General features: G+C 49.1%; 15 protein-coding genes and 1 tRNA gene. 10 read left to right on the forward strand and 6 right to left on the reverse strand.

Going from position 1 to position 20225, the window contains the following annotated elements; translation table 11 throughout:
• Positions 1-20: 20 nt before the first annotated feature.
• From EL628_RS19475 to nfi, 3 genes are read left to right on the forward strand one after another with little or no spacing between them, the layout of a single operon-like run.
• Positions 21-203, forward strand: coding sequence for a hypothetical protein (locus tag EL628_RS19475; protein ID WP_126581572.1), 183 nt, complete (start codon positions 21-23; stop codon positions 201-203).
• The gene (locus EL628_RS19480) at positions 200-958 is read left to right on the forward strand and encodes a class I SAM-dependent DNA methyltransferase (protein WP_126581573.1); all 759 of its coding nucleotides are present in this window, start codon (positions 200-202) and stop codon (positions 956-958) included. Before EL628_RS19475 ends, EL628_RS19480 begins: the two co-directional genes overlap by 4 nt.
• Positions 959-1003: 45 nt before the next feature.
• Positions 1004-1717 (forward strand): deoxyribonuclease V, encoded by a 714-nt coding sequence (nfi, locus tag EL628_RS19485; protein WP_126581990.1) that lies wholly within the window; start codon positions 1004-1006, stop codon positions 1715-1717.
• On the opposite strand, the gene EL628_RS19490 is transcribed toward nfi, so the two are convergent.
• The 3 genes from EL628_RS19490 to mnmG form a co-directional block, all read right to left on the reverse strand.
• Entirely contained in the window at positions 1718-2860 is a 1143-nt protein-coding gene (locus tag EL628_RS19490; protein WP_126581574.1) for a sensor histidine kinase, read from the reverse strand.
• A 60-nt stretch (positions 2861-2920) separates the two neighbouring features.
• Positions 2921-3604 carry a response regulator transcription factor gene (locus EL628_RS19495; RefSeq protein ID WP_161975621.1) on the reverse strand — a complete coding sequence of 228 codons (684 nt, stop codon included), beginning with the start codon at positions 3602-3604 and terminating at the stop codon, positions 2921-2923.
• A gap of 279 nt (positions 3605-3883) precedes the next feature.
• Positions 3884-5950 (reverse strand): tRNA uridine-5-carboxymethylaminomethyl(34) synthesis enzyme MnmG, encoded by a 2067-nt coding sequence (gene mnmG / locus EL628_RS19500; protein ID WP_126581576.1) that lies wholly within the window; start codon positions 5948-5950, stop codon positions 3884-3886.
• A 310-nt stretch (positions 5951-6260) separates the two neighbouring features.
• On the opposite strand from mnmG, the gene EL628_RS19505 reads away from it, so the two are divergent.
• Positions 6261-6343, forward strand: a tRNA-Leu gene (locus EL628_RS19505).
• A gap of 278 nt (positions 6344-6621) precedes the next feature.
• On the opposite strand, the gene EL628_RS19510 is transcribed toward EL628_RS19505, so the two are convergent.
• Positions 6622-8394: a glycoside hydrolase family 36 protein gene (locus EL628_RS19510; protein WP_126581577.1), complete on the reverse strand. Its 1773-nt coding sequence runs from the start codon at positions 8392-8394 to the stop codon at positions 6622-6624.
• Positions 8395-9186: 792 nt separating this feature from the next.
• Between EL628_RS19510 and EL628_RS19515 the strand changes: the two genes are divergently transcribed.
• The 4 genes from EL628_RS19515 (at position 9187) to rlmD (ending at position 13079) form a co-directional block, all read left to right on the forward strand.
• On the forward strand, positions 9187-9948 hold the full coding sequence (locus EL628_RS19515; protein ID WP_218028949.1) for a sigma-70 family RNA polymerase sigma factor: 762 nt from the start codon (positions 9187-9189) through the stop codon (positions 9946-9948).
• Complete coding sequence (locus EL628_RS19520) at positions 9929-10501, forward strand: anti-sigma factor family protein (RefSeq protein WP_161975622.1); 573 nt, start codon at positions 9929-9931, stop codon at positions 10499-10501. Before EL628_RS19515 ends, EL628_RS19520 begins: the two co-directional genes overlap by 20 nt.
• 53 nt (positions 10502-10554) lie before the next feature.
• The gene (locus tag EL628_RS19525) at positions 10555-11535 is read left to right on the forward strand and encodes a bactofilin family protein (protein WP_126581579.1); all 981 of its coding nucleotides are present in this window, start codon (positions 10555-10557) and stop codon (positions 11533-11535) included.
• Between the two features lie 155 nt (positions 11536-11690).
• A complete protein-coding gene (rlmD, locus tag EL628_RS19530) occupies positions 11691-13079 on the forward strand; it encodes a 23S rRNA (uracil(1939)-C(5))-methyltransferase RlmD (RefSeq protein ID WP_126581580.1) in 1389 nt (462 codons plus the stop codon).
• 72 nt (positions 13080-13151) lie between these two features.
• Here rlmD and EL628_RS19535 read toward each other — a convergent pair whose 3' ends face one another.
• A complete protein-coding gene (locus EL628_RS19535; protein WP_126581581.1) occupies positions 13152-14747 on the reverse strand; it encodes a PH domain-containing protein in 1596 nt (531 codons plus the stop codon).
• Positions 14748-14795: 48 nt separating this feature from the next.
• Entirely contained in the window at positions 14796-15359 is a 564-nt protein-coding gene (locus tag EL628_RS19540) for a hypothetical protein (RefSeq protein WP_126581582.1), read from the reverse strand.
• A 446-nt stretch (positions 15360-15805) separates the two neighbouring features.
• Between EL628_RS19540 and EL628_RS19545 the strand changes: the two genes are divergently transcribed.
• Both EL628_RS19545 and gyrA read left to right on the forward strand, forming a co-directional pair.
• Entirely contained in the window at positions 15806-17266 is a 1461-nt protein-coding gene (locus tag EL628_RS19545; protein ID WP_126581583.1) for an acyltransferase family protein, read from the forward strand.
• Positions 17267-17556: 290 nt separating this feature from the next.
• Positions 17557-20103 (forward strand): DNA gyrase subunit A, encoded by a 2547-nt coding sequence (gene gyrA / locus EL628_RS19550; RefSeq protein WP_126581584.1) that lies wholly within the window; start codon positions 17557-17559, stop codon positions 20101-20103.
• Positions 20104-20225 lie beyond the last annotated feature (122 nt).

The raw sequence follows: 20225 nt of genomic DNA on the forward strand, positions 1-20225 counted from the left end.
AGGAGGCACGACCTGTTTTTGTGGATGGGCGAAGAACGTCTGGCTACTTTGATCTGCGCACCCTGGATGGGACAAAGGTTCATGGCGGTGCCAGTGTCAAAAAACTGCAGCTTCTTCAAAAGGCAACCGCCTGTTTAATCGAGAGGAGAAGCGGCATTCCTCCCACGCCTGAAGGCGTAGGTATCCTGCCGCAACTATCATGAACGAATACGATTTAATTGCGCCCTTTTATGATATTGAACACGCTCACTTTAGTGAAGATCTGGACCTCTACCAGAACTTCGCTGAACTCAGTGGAGGAAAAATACTGGAGCTCGCCTGTGGCAGTGGCCGGGCAATGCTGCCGCTGGCTCAAGAGGGCTACGAGGTAACAGGTGTGGATTCGTCTGCCCGGATGCTCGAACTGGCTCGCCAGACACTGCAAACAGCCAATGTGTCGGGACACTGGACCCTGGTGCAACAGGATATCAGCTCGCTTCAACTGGGACAGAAGTTCCGCCTGGCCTTTATCGCACTGGGTTCCTTTGGACATATTACCTCACGCCAGAAACAGCAACAGGTCCTGGCCGCCACACGCGCTCATCTCAGCCCTGGTGCAACATTTATTGTCGATATCAGTAATGCTGATGCACGTTATATGGAGAATCTTAGTGGACAGGTTCTCCACCAGGGCACCTGGCATGGGAAAGATGATATCTATTACACACATTTTGTGAGTCCAGCCTCCTCAATCACAACCCACCTACTCGAAATGACCCATTTTTATGAGCAGCATCGCCAGGGTGGACCGGTTCAACGCACAACAGTCACTACCTCGCTTTATCTCTTTGAAAAGAGCGAGATCGAACTGTTACTCGAACAGGCTGGCTTTGTGGTCAAAGATATCTATGGCGATTACGATCTCAGTGCATTTCATCTGGAGAGCCCCCGTCTCATCTGCGTGGCCGAGGCCCGCTGATCAGCACACTCTCTATCTACAATTGAGAAGAGGAATAAAAGAATGATGCGTCCTCCATTACATGAATGGAATCTTACGGTGGAACAGGCTGTAGCACTTCAACACGAGTTAGCCAGCCAGATTATTCTAGAAGATCATCTCTCAGAATCGGTTCGCTTCGTTGCAGGCGTGGATATGGCAATTAATGAAGAGCATGAGATGGCACGAGCCGCAGTCGTTTTGCTCTCCTATCCAGAATTGGAGATTGTTGAACGCCATGTTTATGAGGAGCCAGTCCGTATGCCCTATATTCCAGGGCTCCTTTCGTTTCGCGAGGCTCCGGCTGTTATGGGTGCCTTTCAACAACTACGCCAGAAACCTGATCTCTTAATGGTCGATGGCCAGGGAATCGCTCATCCACGCCGTATGGGGATTGGCGCACATGTAGGGCTCTGGCTCAATATCCCAACGATTGGTTGCGCCAAATCCTTACTCTGCGGCCACTATGATAAAGAGGCTCTGGCTGAGGAAGCGGGATCATGGGTTCCACTGGTCTATAAAAAAGAGGTCATTGGAGCCGTGGTCCGCACCCGTACCCGCGTTAACCCTCTCTTTATCTCACCTGGACATCTGATTAGCCTGGAGACCAGTATTCGTTATGTACTGGCCTGTGGCAAAGGGTATCGCTTACCAGAGACCACACGGCAAGCTGACAAGCTCTCAAAAGATAACCACTGGATAGAGCCTGATGATAATCAACAACTCTCGCTCTGGAGCTAACTACTCTCCCTGGGACTGACCTCGATACAAAGGCACCGTAAAATAAAATGTCGTGCCTTTGTCCAGCACTGTATCAAAGCCAATCGTGCCACCATGCTGCTCTACAATGAGTTTCGCAATCGAAAGGCCCAGCCCATAGCCCCCCATACGCGATTGCTGGCTATGGTTCGATTGATAAAATCGTTCAAAGACATGCTGCCGATCTTCCCCAGGAATCCCATACCCTGTATCCGTGACTGCAATCCGCATAAAGTTCTGGTCGACCTGTTGAGCAGTGACCGTTATCGTCCCACCAGGAGGGGTAAATTTAATTGCATTGATAATCAGATTATTAAGAACCTGCTTGATCCTCAATGGATCAATGTAAAGGCTCGGGAGCCTGCCTGGAAGGGCATCCCTCAACAAAACATCGGCCTTAATAGCTTGCGGATGCAGACTCAAAACGAGCTGACGTACCAGGCCACGAAAATGAACCTCTTCCTGGCGGCTCTCAAATTGTCCCAGATCTGACCGCGTCATCAAGAGAATATCTTCCACAATCGAGATCAGCTGCTGGACTCCTTCCTGAGTATAGCCTAGATAGGTATGCTGCTCCTCTGTAAGCTTGCCCATATGTCCCTGCATCAACAGATCAATAAAACCATGAACCGAGTTTAATGGTGTGCGCAGTTCATGCGAGACCATCGACACAAAATTTGAGCGTACACGATTGGCTACCTTTAACGCTGACATATCTCGTGTCGTAAAAATCGCATAACAGATCTCAGCCTGCTGCACAATGGGGGTCACACTAACTGATACCTCACTAAGATGGTCGGGCTTTGTGCCGATAATAATCTCATCATGGGGGAGAGCTCGTTTCTCCTGGAGCACCCTTGTCAAAGGACAGCTAGAGGTCCCACAGAGAGACATACGATTTAAGTTCTTGCAGCTCAGGACTGCCGAACAATCTAATCCGGGCGCTTCTTGCTCAGAGATACTCAGTGTGGTAGCTGCCGCTGCATTTAATTCGAGTACTTGAAAACGACGATTCAGCGTAATCATGGCATCTGAAGTCTGAGCAATTAAATCCTCGAGAGCGCGTTGCCGCTGCTCTTGCCATTGCGCTTGAGAAGAACCCTGATCATCATGTAGAGGCTGCATAGTAGCCTCTACGTCCACCTGTTCCTGCTTTTTCACACGCTTCCGCAACCTGACTACCCCCTATTTCCCTACAAACTTATACCCAATTCCTCTCACAGATAGAATATGTTTTGGACTATAAGCATCTATCTCCAATTTTACGCGCAATCTTCGTATATAGACATCTACTATATTACTATTATTTTCGTTCTCATTCCAGACCTCAGACAACAATTGTTCTCGATTAACGACCTGTCCCGAACTGCTCATTAAAACCCTGAGCACATGGGCCTCTTTGGGAGTAAGAGTCACAACCATCTCGTTGTCTACAATCACCTTTAATTCAGAGGGAAAAAGCTCGATCGGCCCACCACGCAGACTTTCGTGTTCTAACTTCCCATGATGTTTAATTCGGCGCATCACAGCCTGGACGCGAGCGACCAGTTCCTGATGATTAAAGGGCTTACAAATATAGTCATCTGCACCGATATTAAACCCTTGCAGCTTCGCCTCAATGGTATCCTGGGCGGTCATAAAAATAAGTGGGATCTCATATCCCTCAGAACGGAGCCTGGCTGAAAACTCAAATCCATTAATGTAAGGCATGTTTACATCAAGAATTAAGAGGTCAGGTTCACGCTTCTGGATCATCTGCATCGCACCACGTGGGTTATCTGCTATTTCGACCTCAAAACCAACTTTACTCAAAACAAACTGGACCAGCGTGTTCTCGAACCGATTATCATCAACGACTAGAATGTACACAGTCTTCCCCTGTTCTTGATACATTCGCCTGCTGGCTCACAACAACAGGCTTTGGACGCTGCCCGCAGCTTGTCCATGCAGAGGTACAATAATGGGCGCGGACAAATAGCATCAAGAGATCCCCAGTGTGGTAACTGTATCAGTGTTACCAGATGCTGATGTATCGGTAAGAACCAGGTACATACGTAGAGGGAAAGCATACGCGCCTGGCTCTATAATACATCGATACATGACAAATGAGTGATATGGGTGTATCGTACACGCTCAATGCGTGTACTGTCAAGACGAGGCTCTTACTGCCCGTAATTTCTCAATATAAATCATAAGGATAGCAACATCCGCTGGTGTCACACCCTCTACTCTTGAGGCCTGACCTACCGTACGTGGCTGGGTGCGGATGAGCTTCTGTCGAGCCTCGGTGCGTAAATGGAGCACTGCCTGATAATCAATTGTCTCGGGAATCTTCATTTCCTCTAAACGCCTCGTACGGTGGACCATCTGCTCCTGCTTGCGAATATAATTTTCATACTTTACCTGCAATTCAATCTCTTCGGCAGTGTCTTCTGGAAGGTCAAGCAATGGGGCCACTATCTGCTCATTCCCATCAGTGTGCTCGCTCTCAACGGAGGCTGCACGTCCCTCTTCTACTTTCCGAGCCAGTTGCGTAATCTGTTGATAGTTGACTTCAGGACGGCGCAATAACTCCTGTGCACTCAGCATCTGCCCCAATGGCTGTATCCCTACCTCTTGAGCGCAGGCCTCGACGAAACGCGAAGAGGTAAAGGTGAGGTTCCCCAATTTCTCAATCGTCTGCTCAATGGCGGCCCGTTTCTCTACGACTTGCAGATAACGTGCTTCATCAATCAAACCAAATCTATAGGCATAGTCGCTCAGGCGCAGATCGGCGCTCTCGGGTCGCAATAGTAGACGATGCTCGGCCCGTGAGGTATGTAAACGATAGGGTTCACTCAGTGGGCGCGTAACCAGGTCGTCGATCAATACGCCAAGATATGCCTCATGGCGGCCCAGTACAAACGGTTCCTCGCCACGAGCTGAGAGGGCCGCATTAATCCCTGCCATAATTCCCTGTGCAGCGGCCTCTTCATAGCCCGATGTTCCATTGATCTGTCCCGCCAGAAAGAGTCCCCGCACTCCTTTTACTTGCATACTCGGCAGCAACTGATGAGGTGGCACGTAATCATATTCAACGGCATAGCCAACCCGCATAATCTCTGCCTTCTCCAGAGCCGGAATACTGCGCAACATGGCCAGTTGAACATCCTCGGGCAAGCTGGTATTCATTCCCTGAACATAGACTTCACCCGTTCGCCAGCCTTCAGGCTCTAGAAAGATCTGATGCGAGATCTTGTCTGCAAAGCGCACGATCTTATCCTCAATCGATGGACAGTAGCGCGGTCCAATCCCTTCAATGACGCCTGTATAGAGCGGCGAACGATGCAGATTATCGCGAATGACCTGATGAGTCTGCTCCGTTGTCCGTACGAGATAGCAGGGGAGTTGAGGCCGCCAACCATGGAGATCTTCATCTGTTGTTGGATAGATTGGATTAGGTCGTCCACCAGGAAGCTGTACATCTTCCCTGGCCGACAGGTCGCGCGAGAAATAAAGTGGCACACGGCTCCCAGGCTGCATCTCTGTCTTGCTAAAATCAATGGTACGCGCATCAATACGGGGCGGAGTCCCTGTCTTAAAGCGGCGGACCTCCAGACCAAAATCACGCAGGCTATCAGAGATACCCAACGCTGGCCCCTCACCAGCACGCCCACCTGGCTGCGTCTTCTCACCAACGACCAGCCGCCCATTGATAAAGGTTCCCGTCGTTAGGACAATCGAAGAGGCCTCATACTGCCATCCATTGTTCGTGATGACCCCCGTCAATTGAGGACGGCCATCATCGCCTCTTGTACTCAAAAGATGGGTAATGGTTGCTTGCTTAAGCTCAAGATTGGGCTGGCTCTCCAGGACGTATTTCATAGCCAGCCGATAGGCCTGCTTATCGCATTGTGCGCGCAACGCCTGCACTGCTGGCCCTTTGCTCGTATTGAGTAAGCGAACCTGAATAAAGGTTCGATCGGTATTGCGCCCAATCTCACCACCGAGCGCATCGATCTCTTTAATGAGATGCCCCTTCGCAGGTCCTCCCATCGAAGGATTACAAGGCATGAGCGCGACGCTATCCAGATTCATCGTCAATAGCAGTGTTTTTCTTCCCATCCGCGCACAGGCCAGAGCCGCCTCACATCCTGCATGACCGGCTCCAACAACAATAACTTCATAGCTTCCCCGCAAGAGCTGCTCTGGGGATCTCTCAACTGTATTCACCATCGCGTTCATACCCTGGATTTTCTAGAATTATGAATAAAATTTCACACCTGTGTGCCTCGTATTATGCTCCATAGACGGACCATAGTCAACATTCGTACAAGTTATGTAGTATTTTTCGGGCAATTTTTGTAAGGAAAAATCATCATCTCTCTTTAGACTAATTTAACTTATCTATAAGCTATCAAGCAAGTAAAGATGCGAACAGACGCGAATACGTGAGGGCCGAAAATTTGAGAGGAGATCTGAAATTGAACGAAAAAAGATTGACTGATAGGCTGAAGCATGGTAGTATAGATACAGAATTTGACACGGGGCGATGGCGGAATGGTAGACGCCGGGGACTTAAAATCCCCTGACAGCAATGTCGTGAGGGTTCGACTCCCTCTCGCCCCATCTTCCTCTCTCCAACCTCTTCTCAAGCCATCTCAACCAGGACCACCATTCTACAGAAATAGCGCAAAAAATCCCCAAAAAACGCCGTTTTTCCTAAAGTCCCCTGACTCTAAAACGGGTCATAGGGTCAGGAGATAGTAAAATCCCCTCAACACAAACGCGATGCTATCTTCACAGCCTGTGTAAGACCATATGGCCCATTACCTCTCACTCATACATTCAGAGAACCTCTGTGTTGCATACCTGAAAGGCAATGGGCCAATCTACTTCACATGAGCTTACTTTGCTCGCTGAAAGGTCAATAGACCCGATGATGGCACGATGAAGCCAGACAGACCTGCCGACAATATATGCCGCTCCTGGCGCACAATCTCGCCCTGACATGTACGGATAGTGAGCTCTCCAACCCCCCAGTCTTCTGCAAGGTCCAGTACAACCCGTTCCTGCCTTGTGGCATTGACCACCATCAGAGTATCTGGCAGCTCTGTCCCCAGGCCGACAACACTCGTCGCATACAGAACCGCAATCAACTTCTGAGCTGTGGCGGCTATCACCAGCGGATAATGGAGCTCAGGCGAATAGGGAGTTAGCTCTCCATCCAGTAAAACATCGCGCTGCTCACGCCAGAAGGTCAGCCAATAACGCAGCATGGTGTTGTGCGCCTCTGGCACGCGATCCAGTAAGACGGAGATCTGTGGCACAGAGAAGAGGATATTCAGAATCTGCAATGCAGCACTTTCAACTGGCTCATCAGGGTGCCACATGAGCATATCAGCGTGAACAGCTGTATTGCCACTCAGCAACCTGAGATCCAATGTGCGAATACGATTGGTCAGAGCGTCATTGGGGCAATCACCCGCGCGAAACATATTGCCGTACTTACGCATTAAAGGGCCAATATAGGTCTGACGAAACTCAATCAGAATCTCTGGCTTGATCGCTCGCAAGCGCACCATAATATCGGTCATAAGACGATCAACGGCAGCTGGCACTGAAAGATAATCCATACCCTCGCCAGACGCAATAACCTCATTCTTCGGCACAGTAAAGCTATCAATAAAATCAAGCTTAAAACCATCTAAATTCCACTCGACCAGGGCACGCTCATAGCGCGTAATGATATATTCGCGCACATCTGGGAAGCGTGGATCAAGCACTCCTGTACCCAACTCTTCAATTGAGTAGAGCAGCCGGGATGCAAAGCGCTGATAGGCCTGACTATGGATACCAACAAAAGGAACCGAGTACCACAAAATATATTTGAGGCCCAGATCATGCACACGCTCCACATGCGCCTTCATATCCGCAATCTTCTCTGGCGTCACCTGCCAATCACCCGTATACGCATACCCACGAGCATTATCAGTGGTCTGCCAACCATCGTCTACAATGACCGCATCGCAACCCAGGTCCTTCGCCAGCCGCGACTGCTCCTCAACCGCCGTAGCCTGCACCTGCTGATGGAAACTGTACCAGGTTGAATACATTGGCAAACGAGCGATCTCCGGGACCAGAGCAGGCTCATAACCTGGCTGTTCGGCCCACCAGGCCTGCACCTGGCGCAGATTTTCGGCATAAAAGAAAGGACGGCTATCCAGCAGAAGCGTCGCTGTATACTCTACTAATGGAGGCGTTGGTTCAATAAAAAGTTCAATCGCACACTGAAAGAGGGCTGATTCCTCTTCCAGGCCAGCATTGAGCCCGACTGCCTGCAAAGCATCGGAAAAAGCAAACGTCAGACCATTTTTCCCCTGGAAACTGAGAAGGCTCACAACCGGAGCCTGTGACATTGCACGCGAGACAAAACGACTTCCCCAGGGGCTCAGCCCTTTATTATGATCCCCGCCAGAGCGCCAATATGCATGAATATCAACGGCAGGATGAGCCCATGAAATTGTGCAACGCGGCGGCTGATGAGGTCTTTCAGACCAGAGAGAGAATTGCACGAGAAACAGTCCGGGCTCAATCTCAGAAGGTGAGAGCGTTGCATGAAAGGGCTCTTCCACTCCACTCAAAGTCAGAGCGTGCAGACCACATTGCGTAGTTGTCATACCGATATTTCCTATCCTGGTATAGCAGTTCTCGTGCTATACCACTTTTTTTGTACCAAAATAACCACCACCACAGCATAATCAGAGTTAGCATATACGTATTCTATGACTTCACTCACTTACCAGAACACACGTGATTCCAAAAAAGATAGAGAAAAAAGAATTTATTTTAGAGACCTTTTTAACTCTCACTGAACTGCCATCAGCTCGTACTAGAAAGCCTCCGTTCACGCTGGGAGCCAGAGGTTTGCGAGATTGTGATACAATAGCACAATGGAAGGAGTTATTCGCCCTTGTCAGCGAAGACATTGTCGTGTTACACTGCTCCAAAACCTACAACTTTCTTAGCCACTGCTCGTACACAATCATAGAAGAAGCAATTTTATTCGATTCAAAGCATAAGTAAACGTAACCTGACCTCTGAGCAAAAGACTCAGAGACTTCTTCGGAAGCCTGCGTTAATCAGACTCAGCCGCAGAAATGCGAGCTTCGTTCGTATGGTCATGACACCCTCGGTTGGCGCATCAGACCGTCGCTCTGTCGCCTGGGTTTCAGAAGAACTGAGGAAAGGTTCGGTGATCCAGGTGCAAAAAGCCATGGGAACCTTGTCGAGATGAGGCCGGATTCTCTTTCTGGTTACAGGAAAGAGATACGCACCACCTGCGTAAGCAGATTTTTTGAGTCAATGGGTCTACTGTTTTTCCTTTCGGGCAAGGGCAGGCTCGGCGATTCATCCACGAATCTGAAGACTTCGTGGTTTTCTCGCCTAATTTTATAAATGAGCGGTGACAAATGATCGAATCAACTGTAAACGCTTCACATATGCTGGGAAACATCGGGGCTGGCGCTATTATCAGGCCAGAAAAAACTCTACGCACAAAGAGTGGAACCCTGATTGATGCTGGTACGCAGGATATTGCAACCACAAGTGCACGTACGTATCAAGCGAAAACAGGAGCTATTGTGGAGTCGATGAGCGATACAGCGCTTGTCGAACTGGTTCTCAGTGGAGACCAGGATATCTTTGCGGTCCTTGTAGAGCGCTATAAAGATGCCGTACAAAACCTTGCTTATCGCATGCTTGGGAATGCGACCGAAGCAGAAGATATCACCCAGGAAGCTTTCGTCCGCGCTTATACACAGCTCACAACCTATAAGCCAGTGCATAAGTTCAGCACCTGGCTGCTCTCAATTGCCTCACATCTGGCCATTGATCAGCTACGCCGTCGCCGCTTTCTCGCACTGCCTCTTGAAGACGTCCCATTCCTGGAATGGATCGTTGATATGGGTGTAAGCCCCGAGCAATCAGCTCTGCAAGGTGAGCAGCAGGATGAGATCCAACTCTATCTACAGCGCCTCCCCAGCAAATATCGTGCTGTGATTGTTCTGCGCTATTGGTATGACTTCTCCTATGAAGAGATCGCCAATGCACTGAACCTGACATCACCACTCGTGAAAGCACGTTTACATCGTGCACGTGAGCTGCTCGCTCGTTATATGCAACAGAAACCAACTCATGAGGAGGAATCAACTGATGCGTTGCAGCGACGTTAAAGCACGACTCGGTGCTCAGCATGAAGGCAATCTCGAAGCAGCGATAGCCTCTGCACTACAAGAGCACCTGGCAAGCTGTGACTCTTGCCGCGTCTTTGAACAGCAGCAACGGCACATCGATATATTGCTCTGTGCTCCCACTCCTCAGGGCCAGCGATCACAGCAGCCACAGGTTTCAACTGATACAATCATGCGAGCAATCCAACAGCGACGGAGAATCACCCAGCAGCTTGAGGAGCTACAGCAACAGCAACAGATTCGCGTAAAAAAGATGCGCAAGATGGGGGCTGCCAGTGCAGCCCTGAGCGTCTTTACGCTGAGCTGTATTCCTTTGCTGTTCCTGACTCTGACAATGCTGCAAACGGATCTTGCCGTAAAGATGCTGGCTCTGCTCAATGGAGTCATCGACACATGTATGATCCTTGCACAATACCTGCAGACAGGACTGTCACTGGTTACACGCGATAACTGGATCTTTTCTGGCTTTGCGTTCGCCGTGGTCGTCATGATGGGGATGTGGCTTCGCCTGATGCGCCCGCCAAAAGAGGCGTAAACCGCGAAGATCATGGCGACCTCACAAAGGGAACCATGATAGGGAGTTCTCATATGCAAAAGGTGTCGCAACAACAAAAGTTCATGCTCACGCTGCCAGGGCTTCTGCTTATTGCAGCGTTCATAATAGGTGGGGGAACCGTTGTACTGTCTGGGAGGACAGCACTTGCCGCTGGCGAAACACACGCCTCAACCGATAGCAATGCCTGCGTCGGTTGGCAGCATAAGCCAGCCCTTGGCGGTACAACGGTAGTCAAAGATGGGGAGATGGTCTGTGGAAATGTGACTTCCTTTGGAGGCAATGTCGTTATCCATGGGGTGGTCAATGGCGATGTGGTGGTCTTTAATGGCGACGTGATCATCGATGGGAAGGTCAATGGCAACTTGACTCTCTACGGTGGTACACTCAGCTTACCAAAGAACGCTCATATCGCTGGCGATATTCATGTCTGTGGAGGTGGGTGGAAAGAGAGTGACAATGTACACGTCAATGGCAATATCTTTGATGATTGCACAAAAAGCGTTAATGCACTCTTACAAAGCGACGTTGGAGCTAATTTTCGGTTATGGTCAATTGTGACATGGGTGGTATTGGGGGTTTTACTCACCACATTGCTGCCAGAACATGTCATGCTGGTACGCACAACTGTTCAGATCAAATTGCGACGCAGCCTTATTCTGGGGCTCCTCAGTGTTCTGCTGGCTCCAGTGGTTCTGGCTGTTTTAATTGCACTGATTGTCTCTATTCCGCTCGCAATTATTGTTGCATTGGGGTTAATTACAGCCTGGGCTCTGGGGACGGTAGCCATAGGCTGGCAGATTGGCGATATGCTCCTACGAAAGCTCGCCCCACAACAGAATATACGTCAACTTCAGGTCATTATCGGTGTCACGGCACTTGTGCTTGCTGGATCACTCCCCTATATCGGCTGGCTCATAAGTCTGGGAGCCGGTCTGACCGGATTGGGAGCTGTCTTCCTGAGCCGGTTTGGAACCCGGGTCTATAGCCAACCCAGACAGCCGCTTCCCCTTTGAGCAGGCTCGTTCACTAACCAGAACGAGCTAGGCCTTTGAATCCAGAGGTCTAGAAGCTTATTAATACAGTGCGCTGAGGCCTGTATTGGGGGCCAGGTAGAAATAAGAATTGAAAAACACAAAAACGCTGGAAAGATGGGACGGATTGCAACGATATGGCGTTGCGTACCGCCGAGGTGAACATGAGCATTGATGTTGAACTGACTGATCTGGCTTACGGTGGCGACGCCGTGGGTCGTTATGAGGGACGAGTTCTTTTTGTCCCCGGAGGGATTCCTGGCGAACGGGTCCGCGTTGAGATTGTTGAGGAGCGCCGAGGACATGCACGCGCCAATCTCCTGGAGATCTTGCGCCCTTCTCCCGAACGAGTTGAGCCCGCTTTCCCTGAGCTCACCAATAGCGGCTGCCAATGGCAACATATTGCCTATCCCGCACAGCTCACCTGGAAAGCTCATATTGTGCGCGGCTTACTCGTACGCATCGGCAAGCAACCTGATGCCCTCGTCCATCCAACAATTGGGATGCCTGCACAGATCCAACCCTGGCATTACCGCAACTATGCTGTCTTTACGGTTAGCTCAGCCGGCGAGATCGGCTTTAAACTGATGGAGAGCCACGATGTTCAGGATCTTGACGAGTGCGGGCTCTTACATCCTGCTCTTGATCAAGTCTATCAGCTGGTCCGCCACAAATTAATGGATTATTTCGGCGATACTCTTGGGGAGATGCTCCAGAGTGTCACTATCCGAGGTGCTATTGGCGCTGTGAGCTCGACCGTAGCTGGTATGGCTTCTAGCTCGATCAAAGCTGTCCCGACGCTCCTCATTCTTAATGCACGCCCTGGCTCGATGATTGAGAATCCTCATCAACTGGCTCAGGAGCTGATGACGATTGCTCCTGGCATCGTGGGCGTGATCATCGAGCGCGTGGGGGGCCGCTATGGGCGCGTATTTGTGGGCCAGGAATATTTAACAGATGTGGTCCTTGGACGCCGCTTCCGTATCTCTGCTGATTCGTTCTTCCAGGTCAATCCTATTCAGACCTCTGTCCTGGTTGAACAGGCTATGGGGATGTTGGATCCGCAACGCTCGGAGGTTGTGCTCGATGGGTATAGTGGGGTCGGGCTCTTCTCAACGTTCCTGGCATCTCAGGCCTCGCGCGTCATTGCAGTAGAATCACAGCCCAGTGCTGTCATGGACGCTCGCGCTGGCTCTACGCTCAATAATCAGAATAATATTACGCCTCTCGAAGGCACGCTCGAACGAATTCTTAGCCAATTGCACTATCGCCGGGAACGCATCGATCTGGCTCTGGTCGATCCACCACGAGCAGGCTGTCATCCAAAAGCGCTCCAGGCATTGCAAACAATGGCACCTCGCGCTATCTGCTATGTCTCGTGCGATCCCAGTACGCTGGCACGCGATATCGCAACGCTCTGCGCTGGTAATCGCTATCGCCTTGTCGCTGCACAGCCAGTTGATATGTTTCCGCAGACGTATCATATCGAATGTGTTGCTCTTCTGGTTCGCGTTGGTACGAAATAAAGAAGCCAGACAGAGAGGCTCCTGGTCCGGTTCTCAAGAACTGGACCAGGAGCCTCTCTGTCTGGCTTCTTCTCACTCAACAAATGAGGGACGTTTACTCAGCACAACCTCGATCTTGCTCCCCTTTTCCATAATTGTCCCCGCAGGTGGGCTCTGATATACCACATGCCCGGGAGGAACAAGTGGATTATCTACCGCCTCCCCGCGCACAGTTACATCCAGTCCATACTCCTGTGCACAGGCCATTGCGGTCAACAGATCCATCTCACGGAGATTGGGAGTGCCTCGCGTGGTGGTCGTCTCTTCCAATTTTGCAATGACGGTGTCAAACCATTTACGGAGATTCTGCTTCTCGCTATTCTCTTTTTTGGCTGCATCTTCGCGCTCTTTGTGGTTTTTGATGCCTAAGATCTCATCCTGTAAGACAAACGGATGATCAACACTCTCTAAGAGAATATCTGGACTATTACCAGGTGTCTCGACATAGACATTACCCACATCCAAAAAACGCTCAACAACATTGGGTACCTTCACACGAATATCGCGAATATTCTTGTACTCTGCCTCTAAGCGCCTTTCTGAGAAGAAGATGAAATAGCGCTGGATATCAATAATGCGACGATTCGTGAGAATATACACATCATCAACGTAGTTCGCATAGATCAACCCACCCGCAACAAGCAGGCCAATAATGAGCAAGCCCATAAAGGTCCACCACCACGACTGAAAGGCCAATGGCAGCCAGCCCCCCAGACTAACGACCAGAGCAATCGGAATAACCAGTAGCAGCGCAATGGCTGGAAGCGACAGGTTTCTCCAGAGCACATACTGCGAGCGTTGTACATACTTGACAGTATATTCTCCCGACATATAACGAACGTCGGCTGGAATACGGAGAATACCACCAAAGGTTCTTCGTGGACCTCGAAAACGATCGGTTCGACGCGTCACAGGGAGATCAGCATCCGCATCAGGCAACTGAGGCACAGGCTTCTCTTTCGAAAGCGTATCCAGAACATCATTGAGGTCCGTACTCTCTGGCTTCGGCCCGGGAGCCGCTGGCGGGGCTTTTGCTTTAACGACATCCGTAATACCCAGAATGGCATCACGAACCTTACGAGGCTGGGGAACATCCCGAATAAAAAAGTCTCCACCAGCGAGATAGACATGAACCGTCCCAAAACCTAGTATGAGGCCACGCAAAGCCTCTACTCCTAGCCCAACCTGCTGCACTTTATCAATAGTCGTCTGCTGGCGTGTTGGCTCAAACAACCCTTTTGCATTGATAATGCGCTTGTTAGTAATAATATAGGTCTCATACCACCAGGCAAGCACATGTTTATAGGCAAACCAGGCTCCCGTCGCCAACACAGCCAGGAATGCAGAGATCTCGAGCAGAATCCATAACGAGGCCAGTTTGGGCAGTGTAATGGCACAAAAAGCAAACAGGATTAAGGCTAACACAGCTCCAACACAGGGAAGAGCATGAATAGCAAGAAACCACCAATGCTTACGAACAATCAGCCGCACTTCCTCATCTGGCTGCTGACCAGAGAAATGCCAGGTTTTGTTTCGGTCACGTCGAAATTGCAACAATCCAAAGCGAGAACGTCCTGAACGCCAGGGATCTTTTGGAGCAGTGGAGTTTGTCTGTGATGTTTCAGCCATGCAAAGCACCTCGACATATCAGTCCAATTCGCATATCCATCAAACACACTACTTTTTGGCCGATGCCTTCTTCGCACGCGCTGCGATCCACGCTATCAAGATGGCCACAATCGCAATCACAAAGATGATAGGAATGTAATTGCTGGGGTCCACTTTCTCCAGGTTTAAGGTAATCGAAGGTTGACCCGCCGCATTCTTGGGAAAGTAGTTATTCAGGTAATTGAGGATAAATGAGCCCGCAATAATTGCTGGCACAATCCCAATAAACCTCTCTTGCGCTGTTATTGGCCGTGGGAACACTTTATTTCCAATATAGTATCCCAGGGCTACGATAAACGAAAAAATGATTAAAGAACCAATATATCCACCAAAAAAATTCGCTGGCTGCGATGAGTCAACGTTCGTAGGCTGATTGGTAAGATAGCCAAATAGCCCTGGCAATCTACCAAGAAATTCTCCAAAGGATTTACTCGTCTCCGGGTGGATGAGGAAGACGGCCAGTAAGGTAAAAACCAGTGACACCAATTCTCGACGCCAACCACGTTGAAAACCAACGACAATAAACGCGAGAATGGCCACGAAAAAGCATTGTTGTTCCGCGGATAATGGCATATTCTCGAATCTCCCCTGGGTCATCACAGTCACACGTGCTTCGTGCATACGTGACAATAGAAATCGTATCTTTCTCCCTGTAAATCCCGTTCCTGCATTTAATCATACCACAGCTTTTCTTGAAAACATAGAGGCTTACAGATCAAATTTACACCCTTTTGCTTACCCATAAAAAATCTCTGCCTCCTACTTAACGAAAACCCATCCACAGGTTTCAACTTCTACACAAAAGGGCTAATTTACTACAGAGCTTATTCGCTAAACGATAAAATAGAAAAAGAACAGTACCTTTTGGAGCAATCGAGAAAATATACGAACTTATCCGTCCTACTGTATAGTCACATTGACAGGGCTGTATGTTCTCTTACCTATTCACTGTGCAAAACAATAATAGCAGAATAGGATAGCAACAGACATTGGTAATTGGTATTAAGGAGTGATTGGTAATGTCCTCAGAGCATTTAAGTCATAGTAATAGCTCTATTATAGGAAAGCCAGGAAATTTCTTTCACAGAATCTTCCAGTTTATAGGATACATCCTTGAAGGAAATAAAAAGAATAGCGTTGGTGTTCTGGATGGTGTACGTGCTGTTGCCATTCTTACCGTCGTTTTTTACCATATTAGCGTCAAAGCTAGCCTTATAAGTATACCCTGGATTAACTATAAGCTAAAAATGGCAATCTATAATGGTTATGCAGGAGTAACCTTATTCTTAGTATTGTCAGGATTTTTGCTCTTCTTACCTTATTCAAAATCACTCCTCTTTGACAACGATTGGCCATCTGTAAGAAGCTTCTATTTAAGACGTGCCCTACGTATCATTCCCGGCTACTACTTAACTCTTTTTCTCGTTGTAATGCTTGCAGGATCATCCTATTTACAACCAATCCATTGGAAAGAGCTGGCCTTATTTCTTGTATTTTTCATGGATTCTTCACAAAAAACGTTTCAACACTTAGATGCCCCGTTCTGGACGCTTGCGGTTGAATGGCAATTTTATATGGTTTTACCCTGGATCGCATTGGCTATGAGGTTCTTTGTACAGAAGGGCTCTTTAAGACAACGAATCTGGAAGCTGGTAGCCTGTCTTTGTCTCCTTGTTCTGTGGGGGGTAACCACTCGCTATTATGGGAACATTGCAACACAATATCCCAACAATACACATGGCCTGCCTGCTACAGTTTTTAGAGTAATCGTGGCTCTTACGTACGGCTGTGGCGGCATTGGAATCCATGGAAAATTCATGGAGGACTTCGCCGTTGGAATGATCGTGGCAGTTATTTATACACTCGCTCGGAATAGCATGCCCAACAGCTTCTTCAATAGATTTCTCCGCCTTCTAAGCCCTTGGCTCTTTCTTGGTAGCCTCGGCTGGCTCTTTGCAATGGTGCTCTGGAGCAACGGAGGACTCTTCCCTAATGTCACGAATTCATTTACAACATGGTTTTATGGAGATGGACAAGTAACCTTTCATGAGCTTGGATTTGCTATCGGCTACGCTACATTTATGTTTTCAATTCTCTTTGGAGGAAAAATCCTTACCCGCATTTTTGAATGGAATCCGCTACGCTGGATTGGATTAATATCCTTCAGCATCTATATGTGGCATATTCCCCTGCTACTTCCATTTGCAGACAACATTGCCCCTTATATTCAGACCTGGAGTCCTTTTCGGGTTCTCTGTTTACAGATAGCGTGGTTCTTTCTGGTGATCTGTCCATTTTCATTTATCTTCTTTGCTCTCGTTGAAAGGCCTTTTATGAAATACAGCGAAAGCCTGAGAAAGAAGAAGCCTTCATTGACTCTCTCATCGAATCCCAATACCCCATCACCACAAATTACTGCAAAGAGAGAGGTAGTCTCACCACGAGCAGCAAACGTATCTGCTGTATCAACAATTGAATAGGTTTCTTCACATTTTCAATTTCTTCAAATGAAGAGGAATGTCTGCTCAATATTCAATCGACAACCCACGATTGAGGGCTTCAAAGGTGCATCTGAAGCCCTCCGACACCTATTCCTCAGATGAGTAGTACATCTGCTCAAAACAGGCCCTCAACTCGTCAAAGCCCTCCATATATGCTATAATAGAGCAGGTAGGATCACATGTTCTCAGACCCCTCCACCCAACTATAGCAACCGCTTCAACTCGATATCGCCTTCAGGCTATGTCTTTCTTTTTGGTGAGGATGTATTATGGAACCGGGCAATGTTAAGCCAGTCAATATCGTAAAAGAGATGACAGATGCGTATCTCAATTACTCGATGAGTGTAATTGTGAGTCGCGCTCTGCCAGACGTACGTGATGGTCTCAAACCTGTCCACCGCCGCGTACTCTACGCGATGGAACAGATGGGCCTTCAGTCGACCAAACAATTCCGTAAATGCGCAGGTACGGTGGGCGAGGTGTTGAAGAGCTACCATCCCCACGGCGATGCCGCCGTTTATGCCGCTCTGGTCCGTATGGCCCAACCCTGGTCCATGCGCTATCCTTTGATTCTTGGTCAGGGTAACTTTGGCTCACAAGATGATGATCCGCCTGCAGCGATGCGTTATACCGAGGCCAAAATGGCTCTCATTGCTGATGAGCTGTTGCGCGATATTGAAAAGGATACAGTAGATCTAGAACCCAACTACGATAATCAAACTCTAGAACCAACTGTACTCCCCGCACGTCTGCCAAATCTGCTGCTCAATGGCTCAACTGGCATCGCTGTCGGTATGGCAACCAATATTCCTCCTCATAACCTCAATGAGGTCTGTAATGGGATCGCTCATCTGATCGATAATCCCGATGCCACTACAGAAGATCTCTCGCGCATTATTCGCGGCCCAGACTTCCCAACCGGCGGCATCATTCAAGGCCGCGAGGGGATCCGCAATACCTATGCCAATGGCCGTGGCCGCATCGTCGTCCGCGCACGCACTCTGGTTGAAGAGTCTGATCGTGGACGCCTGACCATTATTGTTACTGAGCTCCCCTATCAGGTGAATAAGGCCGAGCTGGTAAAGAAGATCGCTGAGCTCGCCCGCGACAAGAAACTGGATGGCATCTCGGATGTCCGCGATGAGTCCGATCGTGAGGGCATGCGTATGGTGATCGAGCTCAAGCGCGACGCCAATGTCGATAGCGTTCTGAACTCTCTCTACAAATATACGTCGCTGCAGAATACGTTCAATACGAACATGCTCGCTCTTGTCGATCAGCAACCCTTTACGCTGACGCTGAAGAAGTTTCTACAGAACTATATCAGCCATCGTGAGGTGGTAATTACCAGACGCACCCGCTATGATCTCGCAAAGGCTGAGGCCCGTAAGCATATTCTTGAAGGCCTCAAGATTGCGCTGGATAATCTGGATGCGGTCATTACTACAATTCGCCAATCTCGCTCCGCTTATGACGACGGTCTTGTCAATCTGCGTGCTCAGTTTGGGTTCTCTGAGGAGCAGGCAAAAGCTATTATTGAGATGCGCCTCGCACGTCTGGCCTCTATGGAACGCCAGAAAATTGAGGAGGAGCTCACTGAATTGCTGAAGAATATTGAGTACTTCAATATGCTCTTAAGCGATATCAATGAGATTCGCGGCTTGATTAAGCAGGATCTCAAAGAGCTCAAAGAGAAATATGGCGATGAACGTCGCACCGAGATCGTTGAGGCTGAGGCTGGAGACTTCCGCGATGAGGATCTGATCCCTAATGAAGAGGTCATTGTTACTCTTACAGAAAAAGGGTATATCAAACGCCTCCCTATCAATACCTATCGCGCCCAACGCCGCGGAGGCCGTGGCGTCACCGGGATGGCCACACGCGAGGATGATGCCGTACGCCATCTCCTGGTCGCTCATACTCACGATAGTTTGCTTTTCTTTACTGATCGTGGACGAGTCTTTCAACTGAAGGCCTATGAACTTCCTGATGTCAGTCGCACTGCGAAAGGCGATCATTTGATTAATATGATTGCAATCGAACAGCGCGAACGCATTACGGCTATCGTTAATGTCCCCAAAGGTGTCAATCGCGATCACATGATTGTGGCAACGAAAAAAGGGGAGATTAAAAAGACGGCCATGAGCGAGTTCGAGGTCGTACGCCGCCAGGGCCTGATTGCAATGGATCTGGAAGAGGATGATGAGCTGATTGGCGCCAAGCTGGCTCATACTGGCGATGAAGTTCTCATTATTACTACTCAGGGACAGGCTATCCGCTTCTGCATCGATGATCTACGCCTTGCTTCTCGGACCAGCGGCGGGGTGCGCGGTATCCGCTTGAGCGAACAGGATACAGTGGTCTCTCTTAATCTGGTTAAACCCGAAAGCGATCTACTGATTGTGACTGAGTATGGATTCGGCAAACGCACGCCAATCGATGAGTATCCTCAACACAATCGTGGTGGCAATGGGGTCCTTACCTCTAAGGTGACTGATAAGACGGGCCGCGTCGCCACTGCTCGCATCGTCACTGAGCTCGATAATGACCTGATGATCATTTCAGCCAGCGGCGTGGTGATCCGTACCGATATTAATACGGTGAAACGTTCAGGACGCGCCACCCAGGGGGTTACCCTCATGCATATCGCTGATGGCGATACTGTGGTTGCAGTCGCTACTACCAATGGCAAGAAGCTCAACGAAAATGGCGATGAGATCGATTCCTCTATCGACGACTCTTCAGAAGGGATCGTCGAAGCGGTTGAGGTTGAAGGGTCTGATGAGACCATCGCTGTCATTGACGAGACTGACTAATCTGTTAAGAGCGTGTAGTCTGATACCTCTAAGGTATACGGCTATACGCTCTTACTCTATTCTGCGATCATATTCTATACTACAGGTAGTGGATGCTGTTGGGATCCATTTCCCCACCATGA

The sequence above is a fragment of the Tengunoibacter tsumagoiensis genome (genome assembly GCF_003967535.1).
Classification (GTDB): domain Bacteria; phylum Chloroflexota; class Ktedonobacteria; order Ktedonobacterales; family Ktedonobacteraceae; genus Tengunoibacter; species Tengunoibacter tsumagoiensis.

Excerpts from the sequence above, each read along its gene's own strand:
- gyrA (WP_126581584.1), top strand. The coding sequence starts at position 17,557 with ATGGAACCGGGCAATGTTAAGCCAGTCAATATCGTAAAAGAGATGACA.
- EL628_RS19525 (WP_126581579.1), top strand. The coding sequence starts at position 10,555 with ATGCAAAAGGTGTCGCAACAACAAAAGTTCATGCTCACGCTGCCAGGG.
- EL628_RS19515 (WP_218028949.1), top strand. The coding sequence starts at position 9,187 with ATGATCGAATCAACTGTAAACGCTTCACATATGCTGGGAAACATCGGG.
- EL628_RS19510 (WP_126581577.1), bottom strand. The coding sequence starts at position 8,394 with ATGACAACTACGCAATGTGGTCTGCACGCTCTGACTTTGAGTGGAGTG.
- mnmG (WP_126581576.1), bottom strand. The coding sequence starts at position 5,950 with ATGGTGAATACAGTTGAGAGATCCCCAGAGCAGCTCTTGCGGGGAAGC.
- EL628_RS19535 (WP_126581581.1), bottom strand. The coding sequence starts at position 14,747 with ATGGCTGAAACATCACAGACAAACTCCACTGCTCCAAAAGATCCCTGG.
- EL628_RS19490 (WP_126581574.1), bottom strand. The coding sequence starts at position 2,860 with ATGCAGCCTCTACATGATGATCAGGGTTCTTCTCAAGCGCAATGGCAA.
- EL628_RS19480 (WP_126581573.1), top strand. The coding sequence starts at position 200 with ATGAACGAATACGATTTAATTGCGCCCTTTTATGATATTGAACACGCT.
- rlmD (WP_126581580.1), top strand. The coding sequence starts at position 11,691 with ATGGCGTTGCGTACCGCCGAGGTGAACATGAGCATTGATGTTGAACTG.
- EL628_RS19545 (WP_126581583.1), top strand. The coding sequence starts at position 15,806 with ATGTCCTCAGAGCATTTAAGTCATAGTAATAGCTCTATTATAGGAAAG.
- nfi (WP_126581990.1), top strand. The coding sequence starts at position 1,004 with ATGCGTCCTCCATTACATGAATGGAATCTTACGGTGGAACAGGCTGTA.
- EL628_RS19540 (WP_126581582.1), bottom strand. The coding sequence starts at position 15,359 with ATGCCATTATCCGCGGAACAACAATGCTTTTTCGTGGCCATTCTCGCG.
- EL628_RS19520 (WP_161975622.1), top strand. The coding sequence starts at position 9,929 with ATGCGTTGCAGCGACGTTAAAGCACGACTCGGTGCTCAGCATGAAGGC.